This is a genomic window from Methanolapillus ohkumae, assembly GCF_032594355.1.
Taxonomy (GTDB): domain Archaea; phylum Halobacteriota; class Methanosarcinia; order Methanosarcinales; family Methanosarcinaceae; genus Methanolapillus; species Methanolapillus ohkumae.
On the sequence record NZ_CP131061.1, the window covers coordinates 933,131 to 956,953 of the forward strand.

General features: G+C 39.7%; 22 protein-coding genes, 1 tRNA gene and 1 pseudogene. 13 read left to right on the plus strand and 11 right to left on the minus strand.

Annotation, left to right across the window (positions count from 1 at the left end; genetic code table 11):
• Positions 1–180 precede the first annotated feature (180 nt).
• Positions 181–747, minus strand: coding sequence for a sirohydrochlorin nickelochelatase (gene cfbA / locus MsAm2_RS03980; RefSeq protein WP_338098462.1), 567 nt, complete (start codon positions 745–747; stop codon positions 181–183).
• Positions 748–1,286: 539 nt separating this feature from the next.
• Here cfbA and MsAm2_RS03985 point away from each other — a divergent pair.
• The 3 genes from MsAm2_RS03985 to truD all read left to right on the plus strand — a co-directional run bounded on the left by MsAm2_RS03985 (position 1,287) and on the right by truD (position 4,262).
• Positions 1,287–1,751: a metal-dependent transcriptional regulator gene (locus MsAm2_RS03985; protein WP_338098463.1), complete on the plus strand. Its 465-nt coding sequence runs from the start codon at positions 1,287–1,289 to the stop codon at positions 1,749–1,751.
• A gap of 636 nt (positions 1,752–2,387) precedes the next feature.
• Positions 2,388–2,735, plus strand: a complete 348-nt coding sequence (gene pth2, locus MsAm2_RS03990) for a peptidyl-tRNA hydrolase Pth2 (RefSeq protein ID WP_338098464.1) — start codon at positions 2,388–2,390, stop codon at positions 2,733–2,735.
• A gap of 165 nt (positions 2,736–2,900) precedes the next feature.
• Complete coding sequence (gene truD, locus MsAm2_RS03995; protein WP_338098465.1) at positions 2,901–4,262, plus strand: tRNA pseudouridine(13) synthase TruD; 1,362 nt, start codon at positions 2,901–2,903, stop codon at positions 4,260–4,262.
• Between the two features lie 299 nt (positions 4,263–4,561).
• On the opposite strand, the gene MsAm2_RS04000 is transcribed toward truD, so the two are convergent.
• Complete coding sequence (locus MsAm2_RS04000) at positions 4,562–5,041, minus strand: protease inhibitor I42 family protein (protein ID WP_338098466.1); 480 nt, start codon at positions 5,039–5,041, stop codon at positions 4,562–4,564.
• A gap of 504 nt (positions 5,042–5,545) precedes the next feature.
• Here MsAm2_RS04000 and thiM point away from each other — a divergent pair.
• From thiM to MsAm2_RS04020, 4 genes are all read left to right on the plus strand, one after another.
• On the plus strand, positions 5,546–6,409 hold the full coding sequence (gene thiM / locus MsAm2_RS04005) for a hydroxyethylthiazole kinase (protein WP_338098467.1): 864 nt from the start codon (positions 5,546–5,548) through the stop codon (positions 6,407–6,409).
• Positions 6,393–7,052 carry a thiamine phosphate synthase gene (gene thiE, locus MsAm2_RS04010; protein WP_338098468.1) on the plus strand — a complete coding sequence of 220 codons (660 nt, stop codon included), beginning with the start codon at positions 6,393–6,395 and terminating at the stop codon, positions 7,050–7,052. The genes thiM and thiE overlap by 17 nt, the downstream gene beginning before the upstream one ends.
• 50 nt (positions 7,053–7,102) lie before the next feature.
• Positions 7,103–7,627, plus strand: a complete 525-nt coding sequence (locus tag MsAm2_RS04015) for an adenine phosphoribosyltransferase (protein ID WP_338098469.1) — start codon at positions 7,103–7,105, stop codon at positions 7,625–7,627.
• Between the two features lie 75 nt (positions 7,628–7,702).
• On the plus strand, positions 7,703–8,356 hold the full coding sequence (locus MsAm2_RS04020) for a hypothetical protein (protein ID WP_338098470.1): 654 nt from the start codon (positions 7,703–7,705) through the stop codon (positions 8,354–8,356).
• Between the two features lie 64 nt (positions 8,357–8,420).
• On the opposite strand, the gene cobT is transcribed toward MsAm2_RS04020, so the two are convergent.
• On the minus strand, positions 8,421–9,482 hold the full coding sequence (gene cobT, locus MsAm2_RS04025; protein WP_338098471.1) for a nicotinate mononucleotide-dependent phosphoribosyltransferase CobT: 1,062 nt from the start codon (positions 9,480–9,482) through the stop codon (positions 8,421–8,423).
• Between the two features lie 286 nt (positions 9,483–9,768).
• Here cobT and MsAm2_RS04030 point away from each other — a divergent pair, with 286 nt between their 5' ends.
• Entirely contained in the window at positions 9,769–10,161 is a 393-nt protein-coding gene (locus tag MsAm2_RS04030) for a nucleotide-binding protein (protein ID WP_338098472.1), read from the plus strand.
• Positions 10,162–10,388: 227 nt separating this feature from the next.
• On the opposite strand, the gene tatA (MsAm2_RS04035) is transcribed toward MsAm2_RS04030, so the two are convergent.
• The 3 genes from tatA (MsAm2_RS04035) to tatC (MsAm2_RS04045) all read right to left on the minus strand — a co-directional run bounded on the left by tatA (MsAm2_RS04035) (position 10,389) and on the right by tatC (MsAm2_RS04045) (position 12,392).
• Entirely contained in the window at positions 10,389–10,691 is a 303-nt protein-coding gene (tatA, locus tag MsAm2_RS04035; protein ID WP_338098473.1) for a twin-arginine translocase TatA/TatE family subunit, read from the minus strand.
• Positions 10,692–11,001: 310 nt separating this feature from the next.
• Positions 11,002–11,448, minus strand: a complete 447-nt coding sequence (gene tatA, locus MsAm2_RS04040; RefSeq protein ID WP_338098474.1) for a twin-arginine translocase TatA/TatE family subunit — start codon at positions 11,446–11,448, stop codon at positions 11,002–11,004.
• Between the two features lie 107 nt (positions 11,449–11,555).
• The gene (gene tatC, locus MsAm2_RS04045) at positions 11,556–12,392 is read right to left on the minus strand and encodes a twin-arginine translocase subunit TatC (protein WP_338098475.1); all 837 of its coding nucleotides are present in this window, start codon (positions 12,390–12,392) and stop codon (positions 11,556–11,558) included.
• Between the two features lie 410 nt (positions 12,393–12,802).
• Here tatC (MsAm2_RS04045) and tatC (MsAm2_RS04050) point away from each other — a divergent pair, with 410 nt between their 5' ends.
• Both tatC (MsAm2_RS04050) and MsAm2_RS04055 read left to right on the plus strand, forming a co-directional pair.
• Complete coding sequence (gene tatC / locus MsAm2_RS04050) at positions 12,803–14,077, plus strand: twin-arginine translocase subunit TatC (protein ID WP_338098476.1); 1,275 nt, start codon at positions 12,803–12,805, stop codon at positions 14,075–14,077.
• Positions 14,078–14,257: 180 nt separating this feature from the next.
• Positions 14,258–14,332: transfer RNA gene (locus tag MsAm2_RS04055), tRNA-Glu, on the plus strand.
• A gap of 67 nt (positions 14,333–14,399) precedes the next feature.
• On the opposite strand, the gene MsAm2_RS04060 is transcribed toward MsAm2_RS04055, so the two are convergent.
• Positions 14,400–15,566 (minus strand): type II secretion system F family protein, encoded by a 1,167-nt coding sequence (locus MsAm2_RS04060; RefSeq protein WP_338098477.1) that lies wholly within the window; start codon positions 15,564–15,566, stop codon positions 14,400–14,402.
• Positions 15,567–15,643: 77 nt separating this feature from the next.
• Here MsAm2_RS04060 and MsAm2_RS04065 point away from each other — a divergent pair, with 77 nt between their 5' ends.
• On the plus strand, positions 15,644–17,353 hold the full coding sequence (locus MsAm2_RS04065; RefSeq protein WP_338096994.1) for a type II/IV secretion system ATPase subunit: 1,710 nt from the start codon (positions 15,644–15,646) through the stop codon (positions 17,351–17,353).
• A gap of 80 nt (positions 17,354–17,433) precedes the next feature.
• Positions 17,434–18,312, plus strand: a complete 879-nt coding sequence (locus tag MsAm2_RS04070) for a hypothetical protein (RefSeq protein WP_338096995.1) — start codon at positions 17,434–17,436, stop codon at positions 18,310–18,312.
• Here MsAm2_RS04070 and MsAm2_RS04075 read toward each other — a convergent pair.
• The 4 genes and pseudogenes from MsAm2_RS04075 to MsAm2_RS04090 form a co-directional block, all read right to left on the minus strand.
• The gene (locus MsAm2_RS04075) at positions 18,280–18,672 is read right to left on the minus strand and encodes a hypothetical protein (RefSeq protein WP_338096996.1); all 393 of its coding nucleotides are present in this window, start codon (positions 18,670–18,672) and stop codon (positions 18,280–18,282) included. The two genes, MsAm2_RS04070 and MsAm2_RS04075, sit on opposite strands and share 33 nt — an antisense overlap.
• Before the next feature lie 28 nt (positions 18,673–18,700).
• Positions 18,701–20,215, minus strand: a pseudogene (pepD, locus tag MsAm2_RS04080) (beta-Ala-His dipeptidase); the annotation flags it as partial.
• Positions 20,216–20,227: 12 nt separating this feature from the next.
• Complete coding sequence (locus MsAm2_RS04085; RefSeq protein WP_338096997.1) at positions 20,228–20,368, minus strand: hypothetical protein; 141 nt, start codon at positions 20,366–20,368, stop codon at positions 20,228–20,230.
• Between the two features lie 56 nt (positions 20,369–20,424).
• Positions 20,425–21,138 (minus strand): hypothetical protein, encoded by a 714-nt coding sequence (locus MsAm2_RS04090; protein ID WP_338096998.1) that lies wholly within the window; start codon positions 21,136–21,138, stop codon positions 20,425–20,427.
• A gap of 233 nt (positions 21,139–21,371) precedes the next feature.
• On the opposite strand from MsAm2_RS04090, the gene MsAm2_RS04095 reads away from it, so the two are divergent.
• A complete protein-coding gene (locus tag MsAm2_RS04095) occupies positions 21,372–23,252 on the plus strand; it encodes a DNA topoisomerase VI subunit B (RefSeq protein WP_338098508.1) in 1,881 nt (626 codons plus the stop codon).
• Positions 23,253–23,823: the final 571 nt, after the last annotated feature.

A 23,823-nucleotide genomic window follows, 5' to 3' on the forward strand; every position in this document is an offset into this window, starting at 1 on the left:
CAGTATCGGTAAGTGTATGATTTACATTCGTTCAAAGGAAAACACGTCTAAATCTATAATGATTCCTCATATCTGATGAAAAAAATGCCAAAAAAAATAATAATGAAAAAATAAGAAAAACAAAAAAACAACGAAAAGGATTAAATAGATAAAGGAAAAATGAAAATTTTTCCGGAACGGTTAAATGCCTAACGCGCGCTCCATGATAATTTCCGCAATCCTGTCATCGGCACCAATCGGTTTTTTGTAAATAATTTCAACATCCCGCGGAATTTCAACATTTTCAAAATCATGGTGGTGACCATGATGTCCGTGCCCATGCCCGTGACCCTGTCCGTGGCCGCATTTTTTTCCATCATGGTTGTTTTTGTGGTCGTCATCATGGTCATCGTCGTGGTCATCATTATGATCATCGTCATGGTGTTCGTGATCAATTCCGTTGTCGTGGCAGTGTTGGTGGTGGTCTTGATTGTCTTTTAAAAGTCCGAGAATGCGTGGGATATCTTTTTCGGTGTGCGTTCCGGGTGCTAAAAATACCGGAACGACCGTAATTTTTTTAGAACCTCCGGCAATTATTTTTTTCAAAGATTGAGGAATGGTCGGCTCGTTAAATTCCATCAGTCCGATTTCCACATTTTCAAACCGCCCGGAATTTTTCACTTTTTCCGCCACATCCATCAACAATTGTTTGGAGTAGGGTAATTTGCTTCCGTGTCCCACCAACAATAAAGTCTCTTTTTTGCTCATGTTTTTAACCTTTTTTTACAATTTTTAATGTAAAACTTGACGTCCACCCGTCAAGGATGACAAAAATGATAAAATGATAAATAATAAAATAAATGACAAAAGATAAACAAAGTAAATAACCACATACCCTTTCATTTTATATAAGTATTACGAAGAGAAGTAAAAGTAATACCCATCGAAAAAATAGAGACTGAAAGAATAAATCAAAATGAAAATAATTATAGAAACCAAAAATATTTCAATTTGAAATTTATGAATGAAATTCATTTCACAAACTCTTACAATCATTAAACTATATACCGTTTAACTTGATTTATGGAGAATGCGTCGAATAAATTTATATAATTTAAAGGGAATATGAAAATAATTTCATCTCGGTTAAATATTTTCGTTTTATGAATTAAAAATGTAAAAATAAAAACGGCAAAAACAGAAAAAAAAAGCAACAAAAAATATAATAAAATAATGAAAAAATAAATGGAAAAATAACGAAAAAATAAATGGAAAAATTATAAAAAAAGAATGTGGAAGAGGTTTTCATGACATCTGAAAGAAAAGAGGATTATTTAAAAGCCATTGATAAGATCATTTCCGAGAAAGGATATGCTCAAGTGAAAGACATTTCACGTGTGCTTGACGTTGGTCCGTCCAGCGTCACCGGCATGCTGAAAAAACTGACGGATGAAAATTACATCAATTATGAAAAATATGGCGGCGTGACGCTGACGCCTCTTGGAAAAGAAACCGCCAAAGAAACAAAGGAAAAATACACAACCATTAAGGATTTCCTCATGGCGTTGGGCGTTTCTGAAATCATTGCGGAAGAAGATGCCTGCAAAATGGAACACGTAATTGCGCCGGATACGTACAAAAAATTCCTGATGTTTTGCGAATTTTCAATAACGGAAAAGGGAACCAATCAAATGGAATATTTTAAAAGATATTGTGAAACCGGGAAAGCTGAAAAATGTGCGTGCGCAACAAGACTTCATAAATTGGAATAAAATAAAACAAAATAAAACAAAATAAAACAAAATAAAACAAAATAAAACAAAATAAAACAAAATAAAACAAAATAAAATAAGCAAAATCCGTGAAAGGCTCAGGCTTTTTTATTTAAATTTGAACTCCGATTTTTCATCTCCGCTTCTCTATTTCTCTTTATTTTTCTTGCTTTTTTTTATTTTTCTTGTTTTTCTTTTTTCTTTGTTCCTTATTATGGTTTTTTGCTTTTGTCGGCAGCATGCGCGCATTATGGCGACAAATATTTTTAAAAAAATCAACAAAACGAAAAGGGTCTTTTTATTAAAATTTTTAAAATTGCGGCAACAATTTGGGGCTTTAGGATTGCCGTATCTGTTTACAGTTATGGGATGACGGCAATCGTTTGTCTATTTTGCAGCGATGGCGACTGGTTTTGTCAACCTGTCCCTCCGGAATCATTATTTTCACAATCGTTGGGATCTGTTTGTGAAAGCGACCCTTGGCGGCAAGTTTCCCTCTTTTGTAAAATTCTGAATCAATGCGGAGAAATTTTTAGGAATGGAGTTATTTTTATAGTTGATCTCCGTTTGTTTTTTATTTGAAAAGATGCCTCATATTTTTAATTTATTATTCAAATAAGTAATCGGAGCCCGAAAATGAGCGAATATAAGCAATGCATTGTCATGAGAACGGATTTGAAATTATCTCCCGGAAAACTCGCCGTTCAAGTCGCACATGCCGCTGTTTCCGCAGCCGAATGGGCGGACAAACGCGAACTTGACGCTTGGAAAGCCGGCGGGCAAAAAAAAGTGGTTTTAAAAGCAAACAGCTTGCAGGAACTTTTTGAACTCAAAGAAAAAGCCCGACGGGAAGGACTTCCGACAGCGCTTATCACTGACGCGGGACGAACGGAAATCGCTCCCGGAACCATCACAGTTCTTGGAATTGGACCGGCAGCGGAAGAACGAATTGACAAAATTACCGGACATTTAAAAATGCTCTAAAGGCTTTAAAAGACTTTAAAAGACTTTAAAAGATTTTAAAAGGCTTTAAAATGCTCTAAAGTCTTTAAAATGCTCTAAAGGCTTTAAAAGGCTTAAATCTTTCAATTTTTTTTCAAAATCTTTCAAATACTCTTAATTATTCTCTGATCACACGACGGTGCTTCTATGAATGAAAAAAACACCTGCTTTGAAAATATTTCGGTTCCGGATCTTGAAAAACAAATCGGAATTTTGCTTTATGAAACGGATACATGCGGAATCAAAGGAATTTTAAGGCACCGGCCGGAAGATTTTTGTGTCCGGGAAATTTCCGAAATCAAAACAATTCCGGCCGGCGATTCCAACAAAAATGCGAAACATCTTGTTTTTGAATTGACCAAAACCAATTGGGACACCAATCATTTTCTCAAGGCCTTTTCCAATTGCTTAGGAATCAGCCATAAACGCGTCAGTTACGCCGGAACCAAAGACAAACGGGCCGTCACGGTTCAAAAAATGAGCGTGTACGATATTTCAGCCGAAGAACTGGAAAAAGTCCGCATGAAAGACATTTCCATTCAAGTAATCGGAAGGGCACAAAATCCGGTCAGCCTTGGGGATTTGGACGGAAACTATTTTAAAATCATTATCCGAAACATTGATTTTTTGCCAAAAGAAGTAAAAGAAATGGCGGATAAAACAACCGCGGAAATTCAAGCATCCGGCGGCGTTCCGAATTTTTTCGGTATCCAGCGTTTTGGAACAACCCGGCCGATGACGCATTTGGTCGGACAAGATATTCTCTCCGGCGATTTGGAAAAAGCGGTTCTCAGATACATTGCCGAATCCTATCCGGACGAGCCGGAACATACAAAAGAAGCGCGCGACTACATCGCAAAAACAAAAGATTTCAAAGGGGGTCTTGCAAAAATGCCGGACCATCTGGGACACGAAAAAGCGCTCCTCAATCATTTAATTTCACATCCCGGCGACTTTAAAGGTGCCTTTATGGTGCTTCCCAAAAACCTCTACACGATGTTTGTTCACGCCTATCAATCTTATTTATTCAACCAAATCATTTGCGAACGCATCCGTTCCGGCCTTTCGCTTAACCGCGCCGAAATCGGAGACATTGTCTGTTATCGGAAAGGAAACATTCCGGATCCGGGCCGCTTAGAAACCGTGGATGTGGAAAATGTGGATGGGATTAACCATTTGCTCAAAAGAAAGCGTGCTTTTATTACCGCCCCGCTTTTCGGATCGGAAACGCCGCTTGCAAGCGGCGTTCCCGGACAAATCGAACGTGCCGTGATTGAAAAAACAGGATTTTGCGCAGATGATTTTAAAGTTCCGGCATTTTCAGAAACAGCATCAAGAGGCCTTCGAAAAGAAATCTTGCTGGAAGCGGAGCCCAAAACGGAAGTGATTTCAGACGAAGACTTCCCGGGAAAAACAGCGCTTTCTATTGAATTTCAACTTCCAAAAGGCAGTTACGCAACCACCGTTCTTCGGGAATACATGAAAACAGATCCAAAAGACATGAGTTGAAACAGTTCAGTTTAAAAAAAGGAATCGAATTCAATTTAAAAATAAAAAAGGAATCGAATTCAATTTAAAAATAAAAAAGGAAATCGAATTCAATTTAAAAATAAAAAAGGAAATCGAATTCAATTTAAAAATAAAAAAGGAAATCGAATTCAATTTAAAAATAAAAAGGAAATCGAATTCAATTTAAAAATAAAAAGGAAATCGAATTCAATTTAAAAATAAAAAAATCGAAAAATGATTCAACTTAAGATCAATCAATCATTTCCGATTTTCCTCTTTTATTCTCTTTTTATTTTTATTTACCAGACGCTGATGTTTAAAACATCAATTGTCATGTCGCCGTTGACACGTGTTTGAATCTGAACAGTTTGAATGGTGCTGTTGGGTTCAAAGGACCGGTTGTAGACAAATGTGTAAGTTGTTGTTCCGGCCGTAATTCCCGCAAACGTCCAGGATTCCATGCTGGGAGAGCCGGCCATGGATGAATTAGAAACATTGGTGTTGTGTCCGGTTTCATTTAAAATTCCATCCGGATTTTTGGTCAGATTCCAGGTGTATCCGGTTGTCGGGTTGCTTTTCATTTGAACGGTTAATGTGGTATTGTTGGCAACGGAAACATTGACCGGAAGAATTTCAGAAACCACGGTGGTCTCCGTTGTAACAACAGTCGTATTGCCGGTTTCCGGTTCATTGCTGTCCAAACAGCCGGCAACGCCGACCGCAAACGCAACAACAAAAACCAAGCCTGCAAAAAGTAAGAATTTTGAAGTATTTTTCATCGTCATACATCTCCTTTTACATTTTTTTGATACTTTTCTAAATCCGCCGGAATTTTATTGCAAACATTTTCAATGAAATTAAAAAAATTAAAATTGCAAAAAATTAGCGGTCTTTTATAAAGAATATATTTATCATACATATATTTAATTCCTGATATTTTAGTTAATGAATAATTATCATAAAATAGAAGTTTTGTAAAAACCGGCCCGCATTTCTATTGATAAATTGAAAAGATAAACTGAAAAAGCAGATACAATAACACACACGACCGCATCAAAAACAAAAATACGATCACCGGAAATATAACCCCAAATAAAATGGAAAAATAAAAAGAATCATCCGAAGTTCATTCAACATAATTAAATATCATTGCCGACAAGGAAAGTTTTGAAAAATTACATCGATATCGACGATAACTGCGATAACGATGATATCGACGATAACTGCGATAACGATGATATCGACGATAACTGCGATAATGACGATTAAATCAAGGTGAACGTATGTTTATTTTATCCGATGAAGCAAAAACAAAAGCAATCTATCACTTGGAAACGCTCCGTATGAAAAAACCACTTGTCCACTGCATTACAAACCGTGTGACCATTACCGAGTGTGCAAACGGTCTTTTGGCATCCGGGGCGGCGCCGATTATGGCTGAAGATTTAAGAGAAGTAGAAGACATTGTATCCATTTCCCAAGCTCTGGTCCTCAACATCGGAACCTTAATGCCGCTTCAAATTGAAGCGATGCTCAAAGCCGGCAAAAAAGCAAAAGCTATTGGCATCCCGGTTATTTTTGATCCGGTCGGTGCCGGCGCAACGCCACTGCGTGACTCTGTTTCCAAGCAAATCATTGATGAAATCGAACCGGACATCATTCGGGGAAATATGTCGGAAATCCGGGCTCTTTATGGTTTTTTGGGACAAACAAAAGGCGTGGATGCGGCAGCATCTGATTTTATTACATTTGAAAATGCAAAAGAAGCGGCGGGAATCGTCAAAGAATTAGCGGTCCGGTATGGTTGTGTTGTCGGCGCCACCGGAAAAATAGATATTATTTCCGACGGAATGAATACGTTTTTCGTGGAAAACGGGCATGAAATGCTGTGTAAAATTACGGGTTCCGGATGCGTTCTTTCCTGTTTGGCCGGCGGATTTGCCGGCGCTGTGGAAAAAGAAGATTATTTGATGGCAACGGTCGCCGCATTCGTCTTAAATGGAATGGCCGGTGAAATGGCTTACGAATATGTCAACAAGACCGGACAAGGTCTTGGAACTTTCCGGGAAAAAGTGATGGATTACCTGTACCTGGCCGGAAGAAAAGAAATGGAATCGGGTGCCAAAATTTATGTTTTTAAAGAATAAACAAAAAAATAAACAAAAAAATACGGATTATTCCGTATACATTGTCACCGACCGGTTTTTGTGTCCGCCAGCTAAAATGACGGAAACAATTCAAGCCTCTATTCTCGGCGGCGCGACGGTTATTCAGCTGCGTGAAAAAAACGTAGATTCGCTGACGTTTTACAAAATGGCCCAAGAAATTCTGGAATGGACAAAAAAATACGAGATCCCGCTCATTATCAATGACCGGCTGGACATAATGCTGGCTTCCGGCGCCGACGGTCTTCATGTTGGGCAAAGTGATTTGCCGGCGGCGGTCGCCCGAAAGTTGATCGGGCCGGACAAAATATTGGGGGTGTCGGTGACAACCATCCCTGAAGCCAAGGCGGCGGAAGCGGACGGTGCCGACTATTTGGGGGTGGGCGCGATTTTTTCCACCTCAACAAAAAACGATGCGGCATTCGTTTCCATTCAAACGCTGAAAGAAATTAAAAACGCGGTCCAAATTCCGGTCGTCGCAATCGGCGGTATTTCCAAAGGAAATATGGCGCGGCTGAGCGGGACAAATATTGACGGCGTGGCGGTGGTGTCCGCTGTCATGGGAAGCGCGGACCCGGAAAAGGCAACGGAAGAAATAAAATCTGCTTTTAAAATGATCAAATAAAAACAAAAACCGCTTAAAATCCCGTAACTTAATAAAATGAGGAGATAAACATGGATTTGAAAGAAAAAGTTCGAATAATTGAGAATTTTCCGATTCCGGGAATCAGTTTTAAAGACATTACACCGCTTTTATCCGATCCGGATGTTTATTTGGAAACCATTCGTCAGTTGGACATTTTGGTGGATACCCTGAATGAAAAACCGGATGTCATTGTCGCGCCCGAGTCACGCGGCTTTCTTTTTGGGGTTCCGCTGGCGTTGAAAAGAGGAATCGGATTTGTACCGGTGCGAAAGCCGGGAAAGCTTCCGTGCGCGGTCATTTCCGAAGAATACAAATTGGAATACGGGACGAACAAAATTGAAGTGCATGCCGACGCGATTTCAAAAGGCGACAAGGTTTTGATCGTGGACGATTTAATCGCAACCGGTGGGACACTCGAAGCCACCGCCAAATTGATTGAGAAAATGGGCGGAAATATTATCGGGATTGTTGCGGTCATTGAATTAACGGAAGTCGGCGGGATAGAAAAGCTGAAAAAATATAGGCCTAAAGCCTTGATTTCCTATCCGTATTGAAGAAATTGAAAAAATAATTTTGAAAAAACGATTTTGAAAAAATGATTTACAAAAGACTGATATTGGAAATCAATTATGCCGAATAAGTTCTATTTTTGTTTTGACCCGGCGGATTTTTCCCGCGTTGCTCCCCTTCAATCCAAGCTTTTAGACTCAAACGAATATGATATGACCACTGCGCCGCTTTCGGAGGCCGATATTCTTGTTGTTTGGATTGGGAAGCACACGTTTGAGGAGGAGACTTGCCTGCTTGAAATCCGGAAGGGATTTGAAGAAAAGAAAGCACATTTGGCGGTTTATTTAGATAATGCGGCTGATGTGGTCGCCGATGGCAAAACCCGGCTTGGGAAAAACCCGTACGATTTGTTTTACTTGGAATACAAAAACAAAGAGATTTCCTTAAAAGAAGGCGCCATCGTCATCCCGGGAAAACTCAAAAGCCGTTTCTCATCCACAGAAATCAAGGCGAAAGCTTCCGATTTTGTCGGTTTGTATGATTATGTCAAAGACAACGGCGGCAAAAATATGGCCGGCTGGATGCAAACGGAAATTCAAAAGAAAAAGGATTTCTTTGCCGAATGCAAAAACATAACGCCCAAGGATTGGGACAATGTAATTCGGCTGACTGCCAAAGGCAGCCGTAAAATTTCAGGTATGTTTTTGTATTATTATTGGGCAAATAAAGAAGAGATCAATCCTAAAAAAGAAAAACAAGAGAATGGAATCTAAAAAAGAATGAAATATAAAAAAAGGATGGAATATAAAAATAAAAAAGGAATGGATTTTTAATTTTTTACACTTTTCCCGCTTTTAATATTGCGCAAACGTTTTCCACTTCTTCTCTAAATTGTGCGTCGGTTACGCCGAAAAGCGATGATAAATACATAGCGCCGCCGGCGCCGGCGCCTTCTTTGATGGTTCCCGATTCGTACCGTTGAATGCCGGGCAGGCGGGATTTTCCAAAGCCGGGATCGGCGATGTATGCTTTAAATCCGATTTGGCGGGATAATTCATTGAAATTGGCGCTTTTGTCTTCCGCCACATAGCGGGTGGTTGCCAAGCAAACGTTTTTTGTATTGGCGCCCAGATGTTTAAGAATCGCAAAAACGGCAGCCATTTGTGTGCCGCCGGCTAAAATGATATTCATCTCCGGGTCAAAATCTTTAAATCCGGCGACGAGGCCTGCCGCGGCCGGCATCATCGGGTCTCCAAGAAACGCGACGGCTTGGAACGGATCTTTTTTGAGGCTTCCAAGTGTGATATTATTTTTTGCCATCGCTTCCGAAATCACTTGTTTTTTGAGTTCAATCGGATTGACATCCGCGCTGCTGCTCGCTTTTGCGTCATAGCCGAGCGCCATTAAAACGCCCATCGCGGTCGTTGTGCCGCCGGGCGTGCTTTCACCAATGATCGGGTGGTCGGTGGACGGCGCGGCCTCAAAGCCGATTTTGCGGGCGTTTTCAAAAATGATTTGGGGTTCAATCACGGAAATTCCGCTTCGTATATCTTCGCCGGGAGCGGCGTCGGCGGATTTCATCGGAATGGATTTGTCCGGCAAAATCATGAGTCCGGAATTGACAAATAGGTGAGGGACACGGGTCAGATTGAGCGCTGAGCGGGTAATGACGGCCGGCGTCGGGGTGTCGAGGGGGGGCGTCATCGGAAGTACGGGGACGCTGATGATGTTTCCGGTGTGCATGAGTTCGCTGTCGCCGGCCGGGGTGTAAACCGTCAATTCGGCTGTTTTTCCGGCAGCCGAAAGTCCGGGAATTTGAGAGGTTTTCGTGTTTGATAAAACACAAACATAAAGCGGGTTTTTGACACTCAGTTCCGGTTTTGGCGAAATCCAACTCATTTTAATGACGACCCCATTTGGTTATTAAAATCAAATAATTACAAAATAAACAAAAATTAATAACGTAAATCCGCAAAAGTAACCCTAATATGCTGTGAATCAATATTAATTATCCGTTCATTTCAATTGAAATAAAGGCAACTCAGATTGATTTCTATTCCTTTTTATTCCTTCTGCAAAATATAAATCTGTAAGATCTCTTTGGATCCATTTTTAAGTCTTTCGATTTTGTTTTTTTCAAAAAGAATATAACTTTCCTGTTTATTTTTATTTTTGGAGGATTCTTATGAAGAAAGAAAATAAAATCGTCATTATTCTTTTCCTAACGGCTTTTTTGTCCGTTCTTCTGCTTTATGTATGTGTTTTTGACAACAATTCCGAAAACTCCGGCCAAATACCGGTTACGCCAACCATAAACGATGTTGGAAAAACGGTTTATGTCGAAGGAAACATTTTGAACAAAAAAATGACATTCACCGGTGAAAATCTGATTCTTAACATTGAAGGCAAGAATCAGGATATGATTGTGATTTTCATTCCCAAAAAATCAGGGGCCGCCGGAATTTATCAAAAAATTGCGGTGGGTGACAAAATCGGTGTTTTTGGGACGGTTGAGGAATATAATGGAACGCTTGAGGTTGTTTTAAAGAAAGAGCAGGATTTAACAAAACGATCATGAATAAATTCTACACTTCAATAACAGTTGCAGCAGTTCCAAAACCATATACATTTGCAGCAATGCTCAAACCATCAACAGGTGCAGCAGTTCCAAAACCATATACAGTTGCATAACGCACGCTGCAATATCGAAAAAAAGTAATTGAAAAGCTAAAAAATAAATATAAAATAAATCGGAAAAGATACAAAATAAAAAAGAAAGCGGAAAGACCGCTTTTTAATAAGTTCTCAGGTGTTTTTCATTTTTTTGCTGATTTCATCCAAGAGCTCGTCATCGCTTTTTCCTTTTGTATCAATTCCTTGCTCTTTTGCCATCAGCCGGATTTTTGTATCTTTCTCAGTTTCAGGGGTTGACTCTAAGCTCTTTTCAAACTCTTTGTATGAAATTTCCGCTTCTTTTTGCGCTTTTTTAAATTCGCCGGCTGATTTTCCGGCCGATCTGGCCAATTCGGGAAGCTTTGCCGCTCCGAAAAGAAGGACAATGATCGCGACAATTAAGATCATTTCCGTAGGTCCGATTCCACCAATCATTTTTGTGCACCTCTTAATTTGTAAGTTTTTAGATTTTAATAATTTTTAATTTTAATGATTTTTTTATTAATAATTGTGATTGTTATTTTTAATGATTGTTATTTTAATGATTTTTAATTTTAATGATTGTTATTTTTTAATAATTTTTATGGCGGTGGTATTTGTAATTATTTTTCATGTTTTAAGTTTTAATTACCATGTCAATGAAATGACGTTCATATAAATTTATTGCTAAATTTTTTCTTAAAATAATTTCAAATATTTACGGTGATTTGCCATGATTTTAAATTTGTGTATTTTAGACTTAATTTTAGACTTGAGCTTTTTCGCCTGCTTTTTCCGTGCACGTTTTGTTTAAATCCGCCAACTCTTCCGGACTTAATCTTTTTACCGTCATTTCCTTTTCAGACTCGCTTTCATTTTTTTCAACCGCAATACTCTCTGTTTTCATTTTTTCGGAAATCATCACTAAAAGTTCTTCCGGCTTTTTTCCCTCAGGGTCAATTCCAGCTTCTGCCGCCATGGCTTTTATTTTATTGTCCAAGGCTTTGGCATCCGCTTTCTTCTTTTCATTTTGCTCTTTGGAATATTTTTCAATATCACTTAAATCAAACTCGGCGGCCTTTTGAGCAATTTTGAATTCACCGATTGCCGAGCCGACCGAACGCGCAAGCTCAGGAAGCTTGTTGGGTCCAAAGAGAATAAGCGCAATGACGAGGACAACAACGATTTCCATTGATCCGATTCCGCCAATCATAATCTTTTTTAAAATAAATCAAAGCTTATAAAGATTTGCCTTGATTATTCATGATTGTCTGTTTTTCAATGAATGGAATCTTTTTTAACGGGGATTCATTTCGTTTTTTAAAAGAAGCGCAATATAATTAAGCTGAATTCAAAAAGAATGACAAGCGCGACCCCGGCAATTAATTGAGAAACAAAGGTTGGATCGGGTGAAATCAAAAACGCAAAACCGATTAATGTTCCGTAAACCATAATCCGTCCTTTCCGAAGTGTTTTTTCATTGATCAATCCCATTTTCACAGCCGATACCATCAAAAGAGGTATTTGAAACACAATTCCAAACCCGAGAACCAGTGTAATTACCGTGTTAATGGTTTCACTCAAACTGATTTGAGCGATTGCGCTTTGATCGGAATAGTCAATAATAAACATAAAAAAAATCGGCATCACAATAAAGTAGGCCAACGAGGCGCCGAAAATAAATAATAAAAATGAAGCCGGAACTGTTTTCCATAAAAACCGGCGCTCATTCTTGTAAAGCCCGCGACACATGAATTTGTACAATTCGTACGACAAAACCGGGAAAAAAACAGCAATAGCTGCCGCAACCGATAATTTCATCCGGGTGACCATGTATTCCGTTGGCGAATAAATGGACATAACCGCTCCTTCCGGAATCAGTTTATTCCATAGGTATGCGATTCCTTCTCCTGAAAACGGATAAAATAAAACGGATCCGATCAAAAGCACCGCAATACAAACGATGAGACGGTTTCGAAGCTCGGTTAAGTGACCGATCAGATGTTCTTCATAATCGATGTCGTCAACGTCTTTTGTATTTTTCTTTTTGAAAATGGATTTCCATCCGGATTTTTGATTTTTTGGGCCGGACGCATTTGAAAAATCGGCAGAATCTTCCGATATGTTTTTTTCATTTAAATCAATTTGTTCCGGCATTTTTTCATCCATTTCATTTTTTTAAAAATGATACAAATACAATAAAAACAGAAAAACTAAAGGATAAGCCATGAAAAACAAGAAATCATTTAAAGTTATTCATGGAAATTCATTTTTTATATAAAATGAATTTGTTTTTGAATCTTTGAATTTGTTTTTGAATCTATTTTTGAATTATTCAATTAAGAGTTGAATCATAAAATTAAAAGTTGGGTATAAGTTCAAAAGTTGAATCATAAAACTTTTATGTAAGGTTTTTATGTATACTACAAATCATCAAAACCCGCATAAATAATCATTTTGGTTATTTTTGGAATTGAAAAACAAAATAAAAACAGTTATACAAAATAAATTATAAAAACAAAATGTAAAAACAACTGAAATTTTTCAAAAAGGACCGGGATGTCATCGTGGAGCTGTCAAACGAATTTCAACTCTTTTTGAGTTTTATTGATTCTATCAAAAAGAAATTGATTCTGATTCTTATTGTTTTTTTAGTGGCGGCGATTGTTGCCTATCCGGCGACGGATTATGTCATCAACGACGCGATTTCCAGAAGTTTGCCTCACGTATCTGCGACAAACACCGATTTGTCCGAACATTTTGATTCCTATTTGATTGTTTATTCCGAACCGACAAAAGTGGGCGACGTAGATGTCCATCAACTCCTCAACGACTCGAATAAAACGATTTTAATTTACACGGATCCTGTTCCTGTTTCCGGTGCGCCGTCGGTGGTTCAAAACGTCATTCTTTCCAATATTCAAAAGCCATCGTCATTGGACTATATTGTTGAATATATGAACGGCATTGGCGGTCAAAATCCCGTGAGTTTTAACGATTTTATGACCAATCTTTTGGAAAGCAGCAGCAAAAGCAAGTTAACACTTCAGGATTTGTCGGAAACGTCCCAAATTGTTATTTTTGAGGCGATGCCGTATGACCCGCAAAATCCGGATTCGGAAAATTTCGACCAAATTTCCAAAGTCGGGTCCGAATTTGAAAAAATCACCGGAAAAGAACCTCTGTTTACCATCGGTTACTTGGAAAACAATTCTAAAAACGAAACCGGCGGTCCGATGGTTGTTTACACAAAACCCCTTGAAGTTCCGCTGTTGAAATTGAAAATGTCGATTATCATCGCAGTTATTTGTACGCTTCCGATTTTGTTTTATCTGGGTGGAAAAGAAGTCTACAAACGCGTCGACGTGAAAAAATATAATGTACGAGAGAAGATCCCATTTAAATTGCGCTGGATCCTTCTCATCGCCATCATCATCTTTATTTCCTTTATTCTCGGCGCCGCTTATTCATATTTTTTCATGGCCCCACTCTTCATTCAGTTTTTGTATCTCAGCGCGGCGTCCGCCGGCGCCCAGGCGACCTATTCCATTTATGATTTCGTCAGTTTCATCGCGATGCTGACTTTAATTTTTGGCCTGATTTTCGAATTTCCGGTCGTCATTTTGATTCTCAACCGTCTCGGTCTTATTCAAAAAAGAATGCTTAAAAAATACCGGAAACATGTTTATGTTGTCCTTTTTATTATTGCAGCCGTCATCACGCCGCCTGATATCATCAGCCAGATTGTGGTGGCCATCCCAATGGTTTTTTTCTATGAGTTAAGCATTTTCGTCGTCAAAATTTTTGGAAAGAGGGACCCGCCTCTTGTTGCGGAACCATAACACAAAAATATTCGACCGGTTGAGAAATTGAATCTCAAAATTATAAAAAAAGGATGAATCAAAAGCAAAAATAACAAAAATGAACGGGTTGGAAAAAACGTTTTGACAATAATCTATTTATATTTTTAATCTCTCTTTTGCATCTGCATTTGTTATGCGATAATTGTTTTTGAATCAACCGCTCCGGTAGTGTAGCTCGGCCAATCATTTAGGACTCTCACTCCTACGACTCGGGTTCGAATCCCGACCGGAGCATCATTTTTTACTTTTATCTTTTTTAAATTTATCTTTTTTTAAATTAATCTTTTTAAATTTATCTTTTTTAAAAAAATGCCATTCCCATAAAAACAAGGCAAACGACTGTCATTAAAATCAAAGAATGTTTAAGTCCGGTGTTTATGCTTCCGGTTTTGAGTTTTCCGGCTGTCAGTCCCAAGAAAAAAGCTTGAATCAAAAGCAGGTGAAAAATTAAAACCGACATTTCCAAAACTGATTCCGGGGATTGAAAAGTTGAACCGGCATACATTTTTCCGAATTGCCGGATGAGAAGAACTGAAATTCCCAAAAACAGGAAAAACGAAATAAATAAAATTGCGCCGTATGCAGCATGTTTTGCCGCCCGTTCTTTTTTGGCGTTCACCAGTTCTTGAAGGTCAAATGCCGCCGATTCAATGGACAGCGACATTCTGCCACCCGACTTTTCCGCAACGGCAATGACCGATGCCGCCCGCTGAATCAATTTGGAATGATAGCGTTTTCCAAAATCGTCCAGGCAATTTTCAAAGGAAATTCCGGACCGCATTTTTGAGCCGATATGCCGGATTTCCCGTAAGAAAAAATTATTGGGCGGGTCCGACAATTCATTCAAAGCTTCCTGAATCGTGAGGCCGTTTTTAACCAGTCCGGACAGGTCGCGCAAAAATCCGGGAATTTTTTCTTCCACAAAATCTATCTTTTTTCTTTTTTTTTCTTCAAAATAAATAAACGGCAGGAATAAAATAAAAAGTGTGAGCACCAAAACAAATTCCGCCGGAATATTTTGAAAATTCAATCCCGAATCGGATTTGACAAAATCCACAAGTGAAATGTAAAGAATAAAAATCGCAATTAAGAAAAAAACGGCAACTGTTCCTCCAAACAAAAAAGAATAGGCCGGCCGATTTTCAAAAAACAACGATGGATTTTTTAAAAAATCAAACCAAAGTTTTTGTTTTTCTCTTTTGTCTAGTTTTTTAAAAATTGATATATCGGTATCAAACGGGGTTTTTATCTTTGTTTTTATTTTTGTTTCTGCTTTCGTTTCTGCTTTCGTTTCTGCTTTCGTTTCTGCTTTCGTTTCTGCTTTCGTTTCTGCTTTCGTTTCTGCTTTCGTTTCTGCTTTCGTTTCTGCTTTCGTTTCTGCTTTCGTTTCTGCTTTTGAGGATGTTTCCGATTTTGGTTTTATCAATGTTTTCATTTTTTCAAATCCGATTTTCTTTTGTTTATTCATTTTTCTAAAAGTAAGTCGCTTTTAAAAACAGTTTCTTTATATTTTTTTCGTTTTTTTCAAAATCGGTAGGTTTATTTATGAAAAATTTTAACTGTTTGGACATGAATCCGAATGATCCCCATCCCTCAAAAAACAGCAACGACTTCGAATTTGAGATCTTAGAATCGTATGATTTGGTTTTTCCGTTTTCATCCGTCTCGATTGTTCAAAAGGCATCCCCTTCTTTGAATGTTAATTCCAACTCCAACTCAATCTCCAACCCAACATCGAATTCAATCTCAGACCCAACATCGAATTCAAAATTAGGTTCAAAATTAAGTTCAAAATCGAATTTGGACCCCTCTCTTTTTTATGTTCTCAAAGAACCGGTTTTAAGTCCGGCTTTTCAAAAATTGCTTCAAAAAATCATTTCGCTTCTGAATGTTTCTTTAAATCCGGCGCTGTTTGATTTGGATGATTCCATTTTTTTGTCCGCCGCCAAAAAAGAAGCACGGGGGAAGTGTCTGCAGGAAGAAGTTTTAAAAATTCTTCACATGTATTCTATTTCACTGTCCGAGGCGGATTTTTCCGTTTTGTTTTACTACCTCCGGCGAGATTTTTTAGAATTTGGCCGAATCCAGCCGTTTTTGGATGACCCGAATATTGAAGATATTTCTGAAAACGGATACAATCTGCCGATTTATGTTTATCATAAAAAATACGGATCGGTGAGGACCAATATTTTCCTGAATGAAAGTGAGTCAGACACCCTGATTCGACGAATGGCACAGTGTGCGAAAAAACAAATTTCTGTTGCTTTTCCGATGGTAGATGCAATGCTTCCAAACGGTTCCCGCGTTCAGTTGACGCTTGGAAACGAAATTACGACGAAAGGAAGCACTTTCACCATCCGCAAATTTGATGAACATCCGCTCACGCCATCGGATTTGGTTGCCAACCAAACATTTATGCCGGAAGTGATGGCTTATTTGGAACTTTTGGTGGAGTCCGGCATGAGTTTAATGTTTGCCGGCGGAACCGCAAGCGGAAAAACAACGTCTTTGAATGCGGTCTGCCACTTCATTCCGTCAAACAAAAAAATTGTATCAATTGAAGACACCCGGGAAATTAATCTGCCGCATTTGAATTGGATTTCCGGTCTTTCCCGAGAATCCGGTAGTTTTGGCAGTGGCAGCAGCAGCGGCAGCAGCTTCGGCAGTGGAAATTTTGGCGGTTCCATTGGTTTTGCTTCCGTATCTTCCGGGCAAATCACCCTTTATGATTTGCTCAAATCCGCGCTTCGTCAGCGTCCGGAATACATTTTAGTCGGCGAAATCCGAGGGTCGGAAGCCTATGTTTTGTTTCAGGCCATGTCGACCGGACACGCCACCATTTCCACGATGCACGCCGAATCCGTTGATACGTTAATTCACCGGCTTGAAAACCCACCGATGAATGTCCCGCGCGCCATGATTCAAACGCTGGATGTTTTGGTCATTTTGTCACAAGTCCGGATGAAAAACACGGCCGTTCGAAAATGTATTTTTGTTTATGAAATCCTTGAAACCGATCCGCATACGTCTGAAGTTTTAACGCAGGAAATTTTTAATTTTTACAGTCCAGCCGAGATGGATTTGGAAAAATCCGCCGTTCTTAATCGGGTCCGTGAACGCCGAGGCTGGACCGCGCAAGCTCTTGAAAAAGATTTTCGTCGCCGAGTCTTTGAATTACAAAAATCAGCCGAAAATTCAAAAACAAAATCAAATGAAGGCGCAGATGGATTTTCAAGTGAAGGGGTGAAATTTTGAGCAAGCCCTCTTCTTTAAAATCATTCTCTTCTTTTCTTTTTTTTATTCAGAAGCAATCTTTCCGCTTTTTTGGAAAGTTTGTGAAAAAAATGCCGTCGTCTCCATCTTTTCAATTATTTGAAAAAAAAGCGGCGGAAAGCCGGTTGTTTATTTCCGTTCCGATGTATTTCTCTCTCGTTTTTTCAGCGTCGTCTCTTCTTTTTATATTTTGTACGCTTTGGGCATTTGTTCTTTTTTTGATTTTATTTTTTCAAAGAAACGAAAGCTTCGGCATAAATTTCGGTTCGGCCTTGGACAATCCTTTTAAATTGTTGCTGCTTCCTTTTCTTATTTTTGCCGGACTTGAATGTTTGATTTTGGTTTTTGCATTTCTGTTACCGTTTTTGTTGTCCGCTGAAAAAAAGATTCAAATTGAAAATCAGCTGCCTTTTGCCGTTAATTATATGTCGGCCATGGCATCCGCCGGCATTCCCCCTGAATTTATTTTTCAATCACTTTTTGAAAAAAAAATGAAAAATGTCTATGATGCAATTGCTTTTGAATTTATGATTTTGGAATGCCATCTCCATCTTTTGGGAAAAGATTTACCGTCCGCTCTCCAATATCTGTCAGACACAACTCCCTCACCACTTTTATCCGAATTTTTAACCGGCGCCAAAAATACAATTGTTTCAGGAAGCGATTTTCAAGTATTCGTTTTGTCCAAAAAACAAGAGTATCAAAGCCTTTTTCTTCGAAAAAAAGATCAATTTTTTCAAATGCTGGATTTGCTGTCTGAAATCTACATGACGATTTTTCTGGCAGCGCCCGTTTTCTTTATTATTTTGTTGTTTACCATTGCGCCGCTGTCCGGTCCCAAAACGGAAGAAATGAAATTTCTGGTGTATCAGGCTGTTCCCTTTTTAGGGCTGTTCTTCCTGTTTTTTTTAGAAGTCATCGATCCCAAAGAAAACAGATAATCTGAAAAAAAGCGGCATCAATACGGATTGCCGCAAATGCGGATTGCTGCAAATGCGGATTGCCGCAAATGCGGATTGCCGCAAATGCGGATTGCCGCAAATGCGGATTGCCGCAAATGCGGATTGCCGCAAATGCGGATTGCCGCAAATGCGGATTGCCGCAAATGCGGATTGCCGCAAATGCGGATTGCCGCAAATGCGGATTGCCGCAAATGCGGATTGCCGCAAATGCGGATTGCCGCAAATGCGGATTGCCGCAAATGCGGATTGCCGCAAATGCGGATTGCCGCAAATGCGGATTGCCGCAAATGCGGATTGCCGCAAATGCGGATTGCCGCAAATGCGGATTGTGCATGCCATATTCAAAAACAGACAGAGAATTCGGGTTTTAATCTTGCTTTTTTACATCAAAATTTTCCAAAATCGTTTGAATGTACACCCAAACCCGCTTGGCGGAATCTAAATTCATAGTTTCATCCGGTGTGTGTGCGTTTGAAATATCGGGTCCGAGCGACACCATCTGAAGGCTCGGATATTTTCGTCCTAAAACGCCGCATTCCAAACCGGCGTGAATTGCTGAAACTTGAATTTCTTTCAAAAAGTGGTGTTTGTAAACTTTCTTACACAAAGAAATCCAGCCGGAATCAAAATCCGGCTCCCACGGTTTGTAGCTTCCAAAAACCGACACATGAAAATCATGATTTTCCCCGATGTCTATGAATTCTTTGGATTTTTCTTTTAATTTAAATTCATTTCCGGACCGCAAACTGTATGTGATTTTAAACTCTAATTTTTTGTCCTTTGTGTTTTCTTTGCTTTTTTCCGGTTCGAAAAATTCGGACCGCATCACCGCTAAATTTCCGGAAGTGAGTACCAGCCCGGGGATTTTGTCCGACATCTCAAAAACACCATGTGGAATACTTGAAATCAAAGAAATAATTCGAGCCGTGTTTTTGGAATTAAAAACCGGAATCTGTACCGGATTTGATTCCAAAATATTCGCTTTTTCATTCGCTGCCTTATTTATTTCATTCCTTTCCATTTTATCAAATGAAAATTTCAAATTCGGCTCGCTCGAACGGATGGTTTTTTCCAAAACCGATTGGAATTCTTGGATCATTTCATTTAAAAAATCAAGCGGCAGGTCGGTCATAAATGTGCAAGCCGCCTCTCTCGGAATCGCATTGTGAACGCTTCCGCCATTAATATTGACAAGCCGGAGTTCCAGTTCCGAGCCTTTTGTCGGAAAGGTTGAGATGGTTGCGTTTATATCTGTTTTGTTGATATCGTTTGTTTTGTTGATCTTTTCTAAAATCGATCGGAGTAAGTTTCCCAAAAGAACATTGGCGTTTGCCCGAGGTTTGTCAATATCGGTTCCGGAATGACCTCCTAAAAGCCCGAAAATCCGGACGGAATAATATGAAAAGGGAGATGAAGCGGAATTTTCCATAAAGCACGGGTCAAATGATTTTTTAAAGGAAAGGGAAACCCCGCCGGCGCATCCGGCGATTAAAATTCCTTCTTCTTCGGAATCCAAATTCAGCAAATATTTTCCGGACACAAAATCATCGGACAAATTTTGAGCGCCGGTAAGCCCTTCTTCCTCGTCGGACGTGAGTAAAATTTCCAGCGCCGGACGGGAAGTCGCACAGGCAGCCACCAAAGCATACGCGACGCCAATTCCATTGTCGGCACCAAGCGTTGTGTCCACGGCGGAAACCATTGAAATGCCGTCTTTTTTCCAAAACCGCAATTGAATCGGGTCTTTTGAAAAATCATGAAGGCTGTCCGGTCTTTTTTCACAAACCATATCCATGTGCGCTTGAAGAACAACCGTCTCCAAATTTTCACGCCCCAAAGACGCCGGAACCCGAATTAAAACATTATTTGACTCATCTCGTTTTGTTAAAAATCCCTATTCATGCCCGAATTTTTCCAAAAAAGCGGCAATTTTTTCTTCCTGTCCGGAACGCCTCGGGATTTTTGAAATTTCCCAAAATAAGTCCATTACCAGGTTAAAACCAAAATCCAGTTCCGGCATGAAATCCTGTTTCAAAAAAAGTTCGACTCCTTCTCTTTTATTTTTATTTTATTGAATTCATTTTTTTGATTTCAATCATTGTTGCCCAAGTTTGCCGACAACAGCGCCTGTTTTAAAATTTCGGCATCTTTCGGATTTGCTTTTTCCGTCAGCTGCTCTATGTAAATTGTCTTACTTGCGAGTGATTTTGTTTGTGCCGGTCTTTTAAAAAGCAAAATGTTTCCGATTTCTCGGCCTTCCCCGATTCCGGCCACGGTTCTTAAAATTAGTTCTCCGGAAAGGCTGTCCGGGATAATGAGGAAATTTGCTTTTTTCACGGCGTCCTCAATTAAAATCGTATAATTTTGGGAAGAAATATTCTCTTTGTCCAACAAGCTTTGAAGAGTTTTGGCATCCAATAGGGTTTGATCCACCCGTGCGTTTCGCCCGGCATCACCTTCCCGGCCGCCGGAAATAATGCCGATTTCCGGAACGATCTCTAATTTTTCCAAAATAAAAAGCCCTTCCAAAACGCAAAACATTAAATCTTTTATAGATTCGCTTTCATCCGGACCCGCCGGCGCCAAAAACAGAAGTTTTTGTTTGTCGGTGATAAAAACGCTCAGCCGAAATATTTTTTCAGCGCCTGTTTCTCTTTTTAAATCCGGATAAGAAGCGGCTCGAATTTCAAAATTATCAAACTCCTCATTCGGCTTTGGCAAAAGAACAACTTCAAAACCGGTTCCCGGCAAATCAGGTTTTAACGGTGCGCGGAATAATGTCGGAAAATAAGAATCAATTGTCATATAGGATCCTGATAATATTTTTACTATTTTTTCTTTATTGTTAATTTTTATTGTTGTCGGTTTTTATTTTTTGAAATATGCGCTTTTCACTTTTAAATACTTTCACCCTGGTGCAAAGTATTAATAAATATATCGTTATATGTAAACCACTTATTTTATTCAACCGTTAATATTTTCAAAAATCCAAATTTTTAAAAATTCAGAAATTTCAGGAGTTTTTTATGGACAAATCCATTCAAATGCCGATTGCGGAAGAATTGGCAAAGCGGCAAAAATCCATCAGTGTTGCAGAGTTTTTTGAAAAGAACCGCCATATTTTGGGTTTTGACTCCGCCCCGCGTGCGCTCATTACCACTATTAAAGAAGCGGTCGACAACTCATTAGACGCCTGCGAAGAAGCCGGGATTTTGCCGGATATTTTGGTTCAAATCGAACGCGGAGAAGGTGATTATCTCAATATTATCGTTGAAGACAACGGTCCCGGAATTGTCAAAGAACAAATCCCGAAAGTTTTCGCAAAATTACTTTACGGCTCCCGGTTTCACGCGCTCAAACAAAGCCGGGGGCAACAGGGGATTGGAATTTCAGCGGCGGTGCTGTATTCTCAAATCACGGCCGGCAAATACACAAAAATCATCTCCCGGGTGGACCACAAGTCCCCCGCGCATTATTTTGAATTGATGATTAATACAAGCACAAACGAGCCCGATATTCTTAGAGATGAAATTGTGGAATGGGTACGTCCGCACGGAACCCGCATTGAAATCGAAATGGGCGCATCGTATGTCAAAGGACGCAAGCAGTCTGTTTATGAATATTTAAAATCGACCGCCATCATTAACCCGCACGCCCGCATCTGTTTGGTCGAACCCGACGGCAATGAAATTCTTTTTGAGCGTGCGACCGATGAGGTTCCAAAGCAGGCGGAAGAAGTGTTGCCGCATCCGCATGGAATCGAACTTGGAACCCTCATTAAAATGCTTCAACATACCGAGCGGCAAAAGTTGGCACCATTTCTGCGCTACTCTTTTTCTAAAATCGGCCTTCAAACGGCGGAAGAAATTTGTGATGCGGCCGGGCTTGATCGGGAAGGAGACCCGCATGAATTAACACGGTCCGATGCTCTCAAACTTTTGGACGCGTTTAAAAAAGTTAAAATCATGGCGCCGTCCACCAACAGTTTATCGCCGATCACGGAAGAATTGATTTACAAAGGGCTGAAAAAAGAGCATAGCGTGGATTTTATCGCGACCGCTTCCCGAAAACCGGCGATTTATTCCGGAAATCCCTTTGTCATTGAAGCCGGCATCGCGTACGGTGGGAATCTGCCCAAAGAAGACAAAATCAACATTATGCGGTTTGCAAATCGGGTGCCGCTTTTGTACCAGCAGGGTGCCTGCGCGCTCACGCACGCGGTGGAAAACATCAAATGGAAACAATATGGTATTTCCCAGCCCGGCGGCGGTATTCCGACGGGTCCGTTCATTCTTTTGATTCATATCGCGTCGGTTAACGTTCCGTTCACTTCTGAATCCAAAGACGCGGTGGCCGACATTGAAATAATTGAAGAGGAAACCGAACTTGTTGTCAAAGAAGTGGCCCGTAAATTAAAAACCTATTTGGGCAAACAAGGTGATCTTCAAAAACGGCGGGAAAAAGAAGTAATCATTACAAAAATTTTGCCGCTTTTGGCCAAAAAAGTGTCGGTGATGGTGGACAAAGATGTTCCGGACATCCAGCCGGTTGTTGCCAACATTATGGGCAATTTGCTTGTGGAGCGAACCATTGACAAAGGCACCAAAGGACAAGATGATGTTCATTTCGTGTCGCTGGCGGTTCGAAATTACGGAACCACACAGAAAAAGTTTAAATTGCATCAGATTCTGCCGTGCGAAATTAAATCGCCCAGCCCGCCACCCACGAACATTGTCAGTTTGTCCGACAATTTCGATTACATTTGGGATGTAACCGTATCGCCGGCCGGTTCTAAAGTTTTCCGGTTTACCTTAGACGGTGCCGATGAAAATGAACTTATGAAAATGGAGCCCGTCATTGTCGAAGGACTTGAAGAAGATGACGTGACCGGCGCAAAAGCGGTTGGAGAGATGTTTTAAGGAGGAAAAAATATGGCAAAAAAAGAAACATCCCATAAAAAAACATCCGATGAAGATACATCCAAAAAAGAAGCGGCCGGAAAAAAACCAAAGAATACGGCGGATTTGGCGGATTTTAACCCCTCTGATTCGGGCTCGGGCGGACAAGATTTCGAATCAGGCGGATTTGATTCCGATCTTGAATTTGAGGAATACGGAGACTATGAATTCTTTGAAGATGACTTTGAAGATGAATTTGATGGTGAATTTGGCAATGAGTCGGACAACAAGTCTGATATGGAATCAGATAATGAGTCGAATAACGAATTTGAGAATTTTGATGGGGTTCCATCCAAAAAATCCGGCAAGCCGGTAAAAGCGGATAAACCGGATAAATCGGATAAATCGGATAAATCGGATAAATCGGATAAATCGGATAAATCGGATAAATCGGATAAATCGGATAAATCGGATAAATCGGATAAATCGGATAAATCGGATAAATCGGATAAATCGGATAAATCGGATAAATCGGATAAATCGGATAAATCGGATAAATCGGATAAATCAGATAAACTGGATAAACTGGATA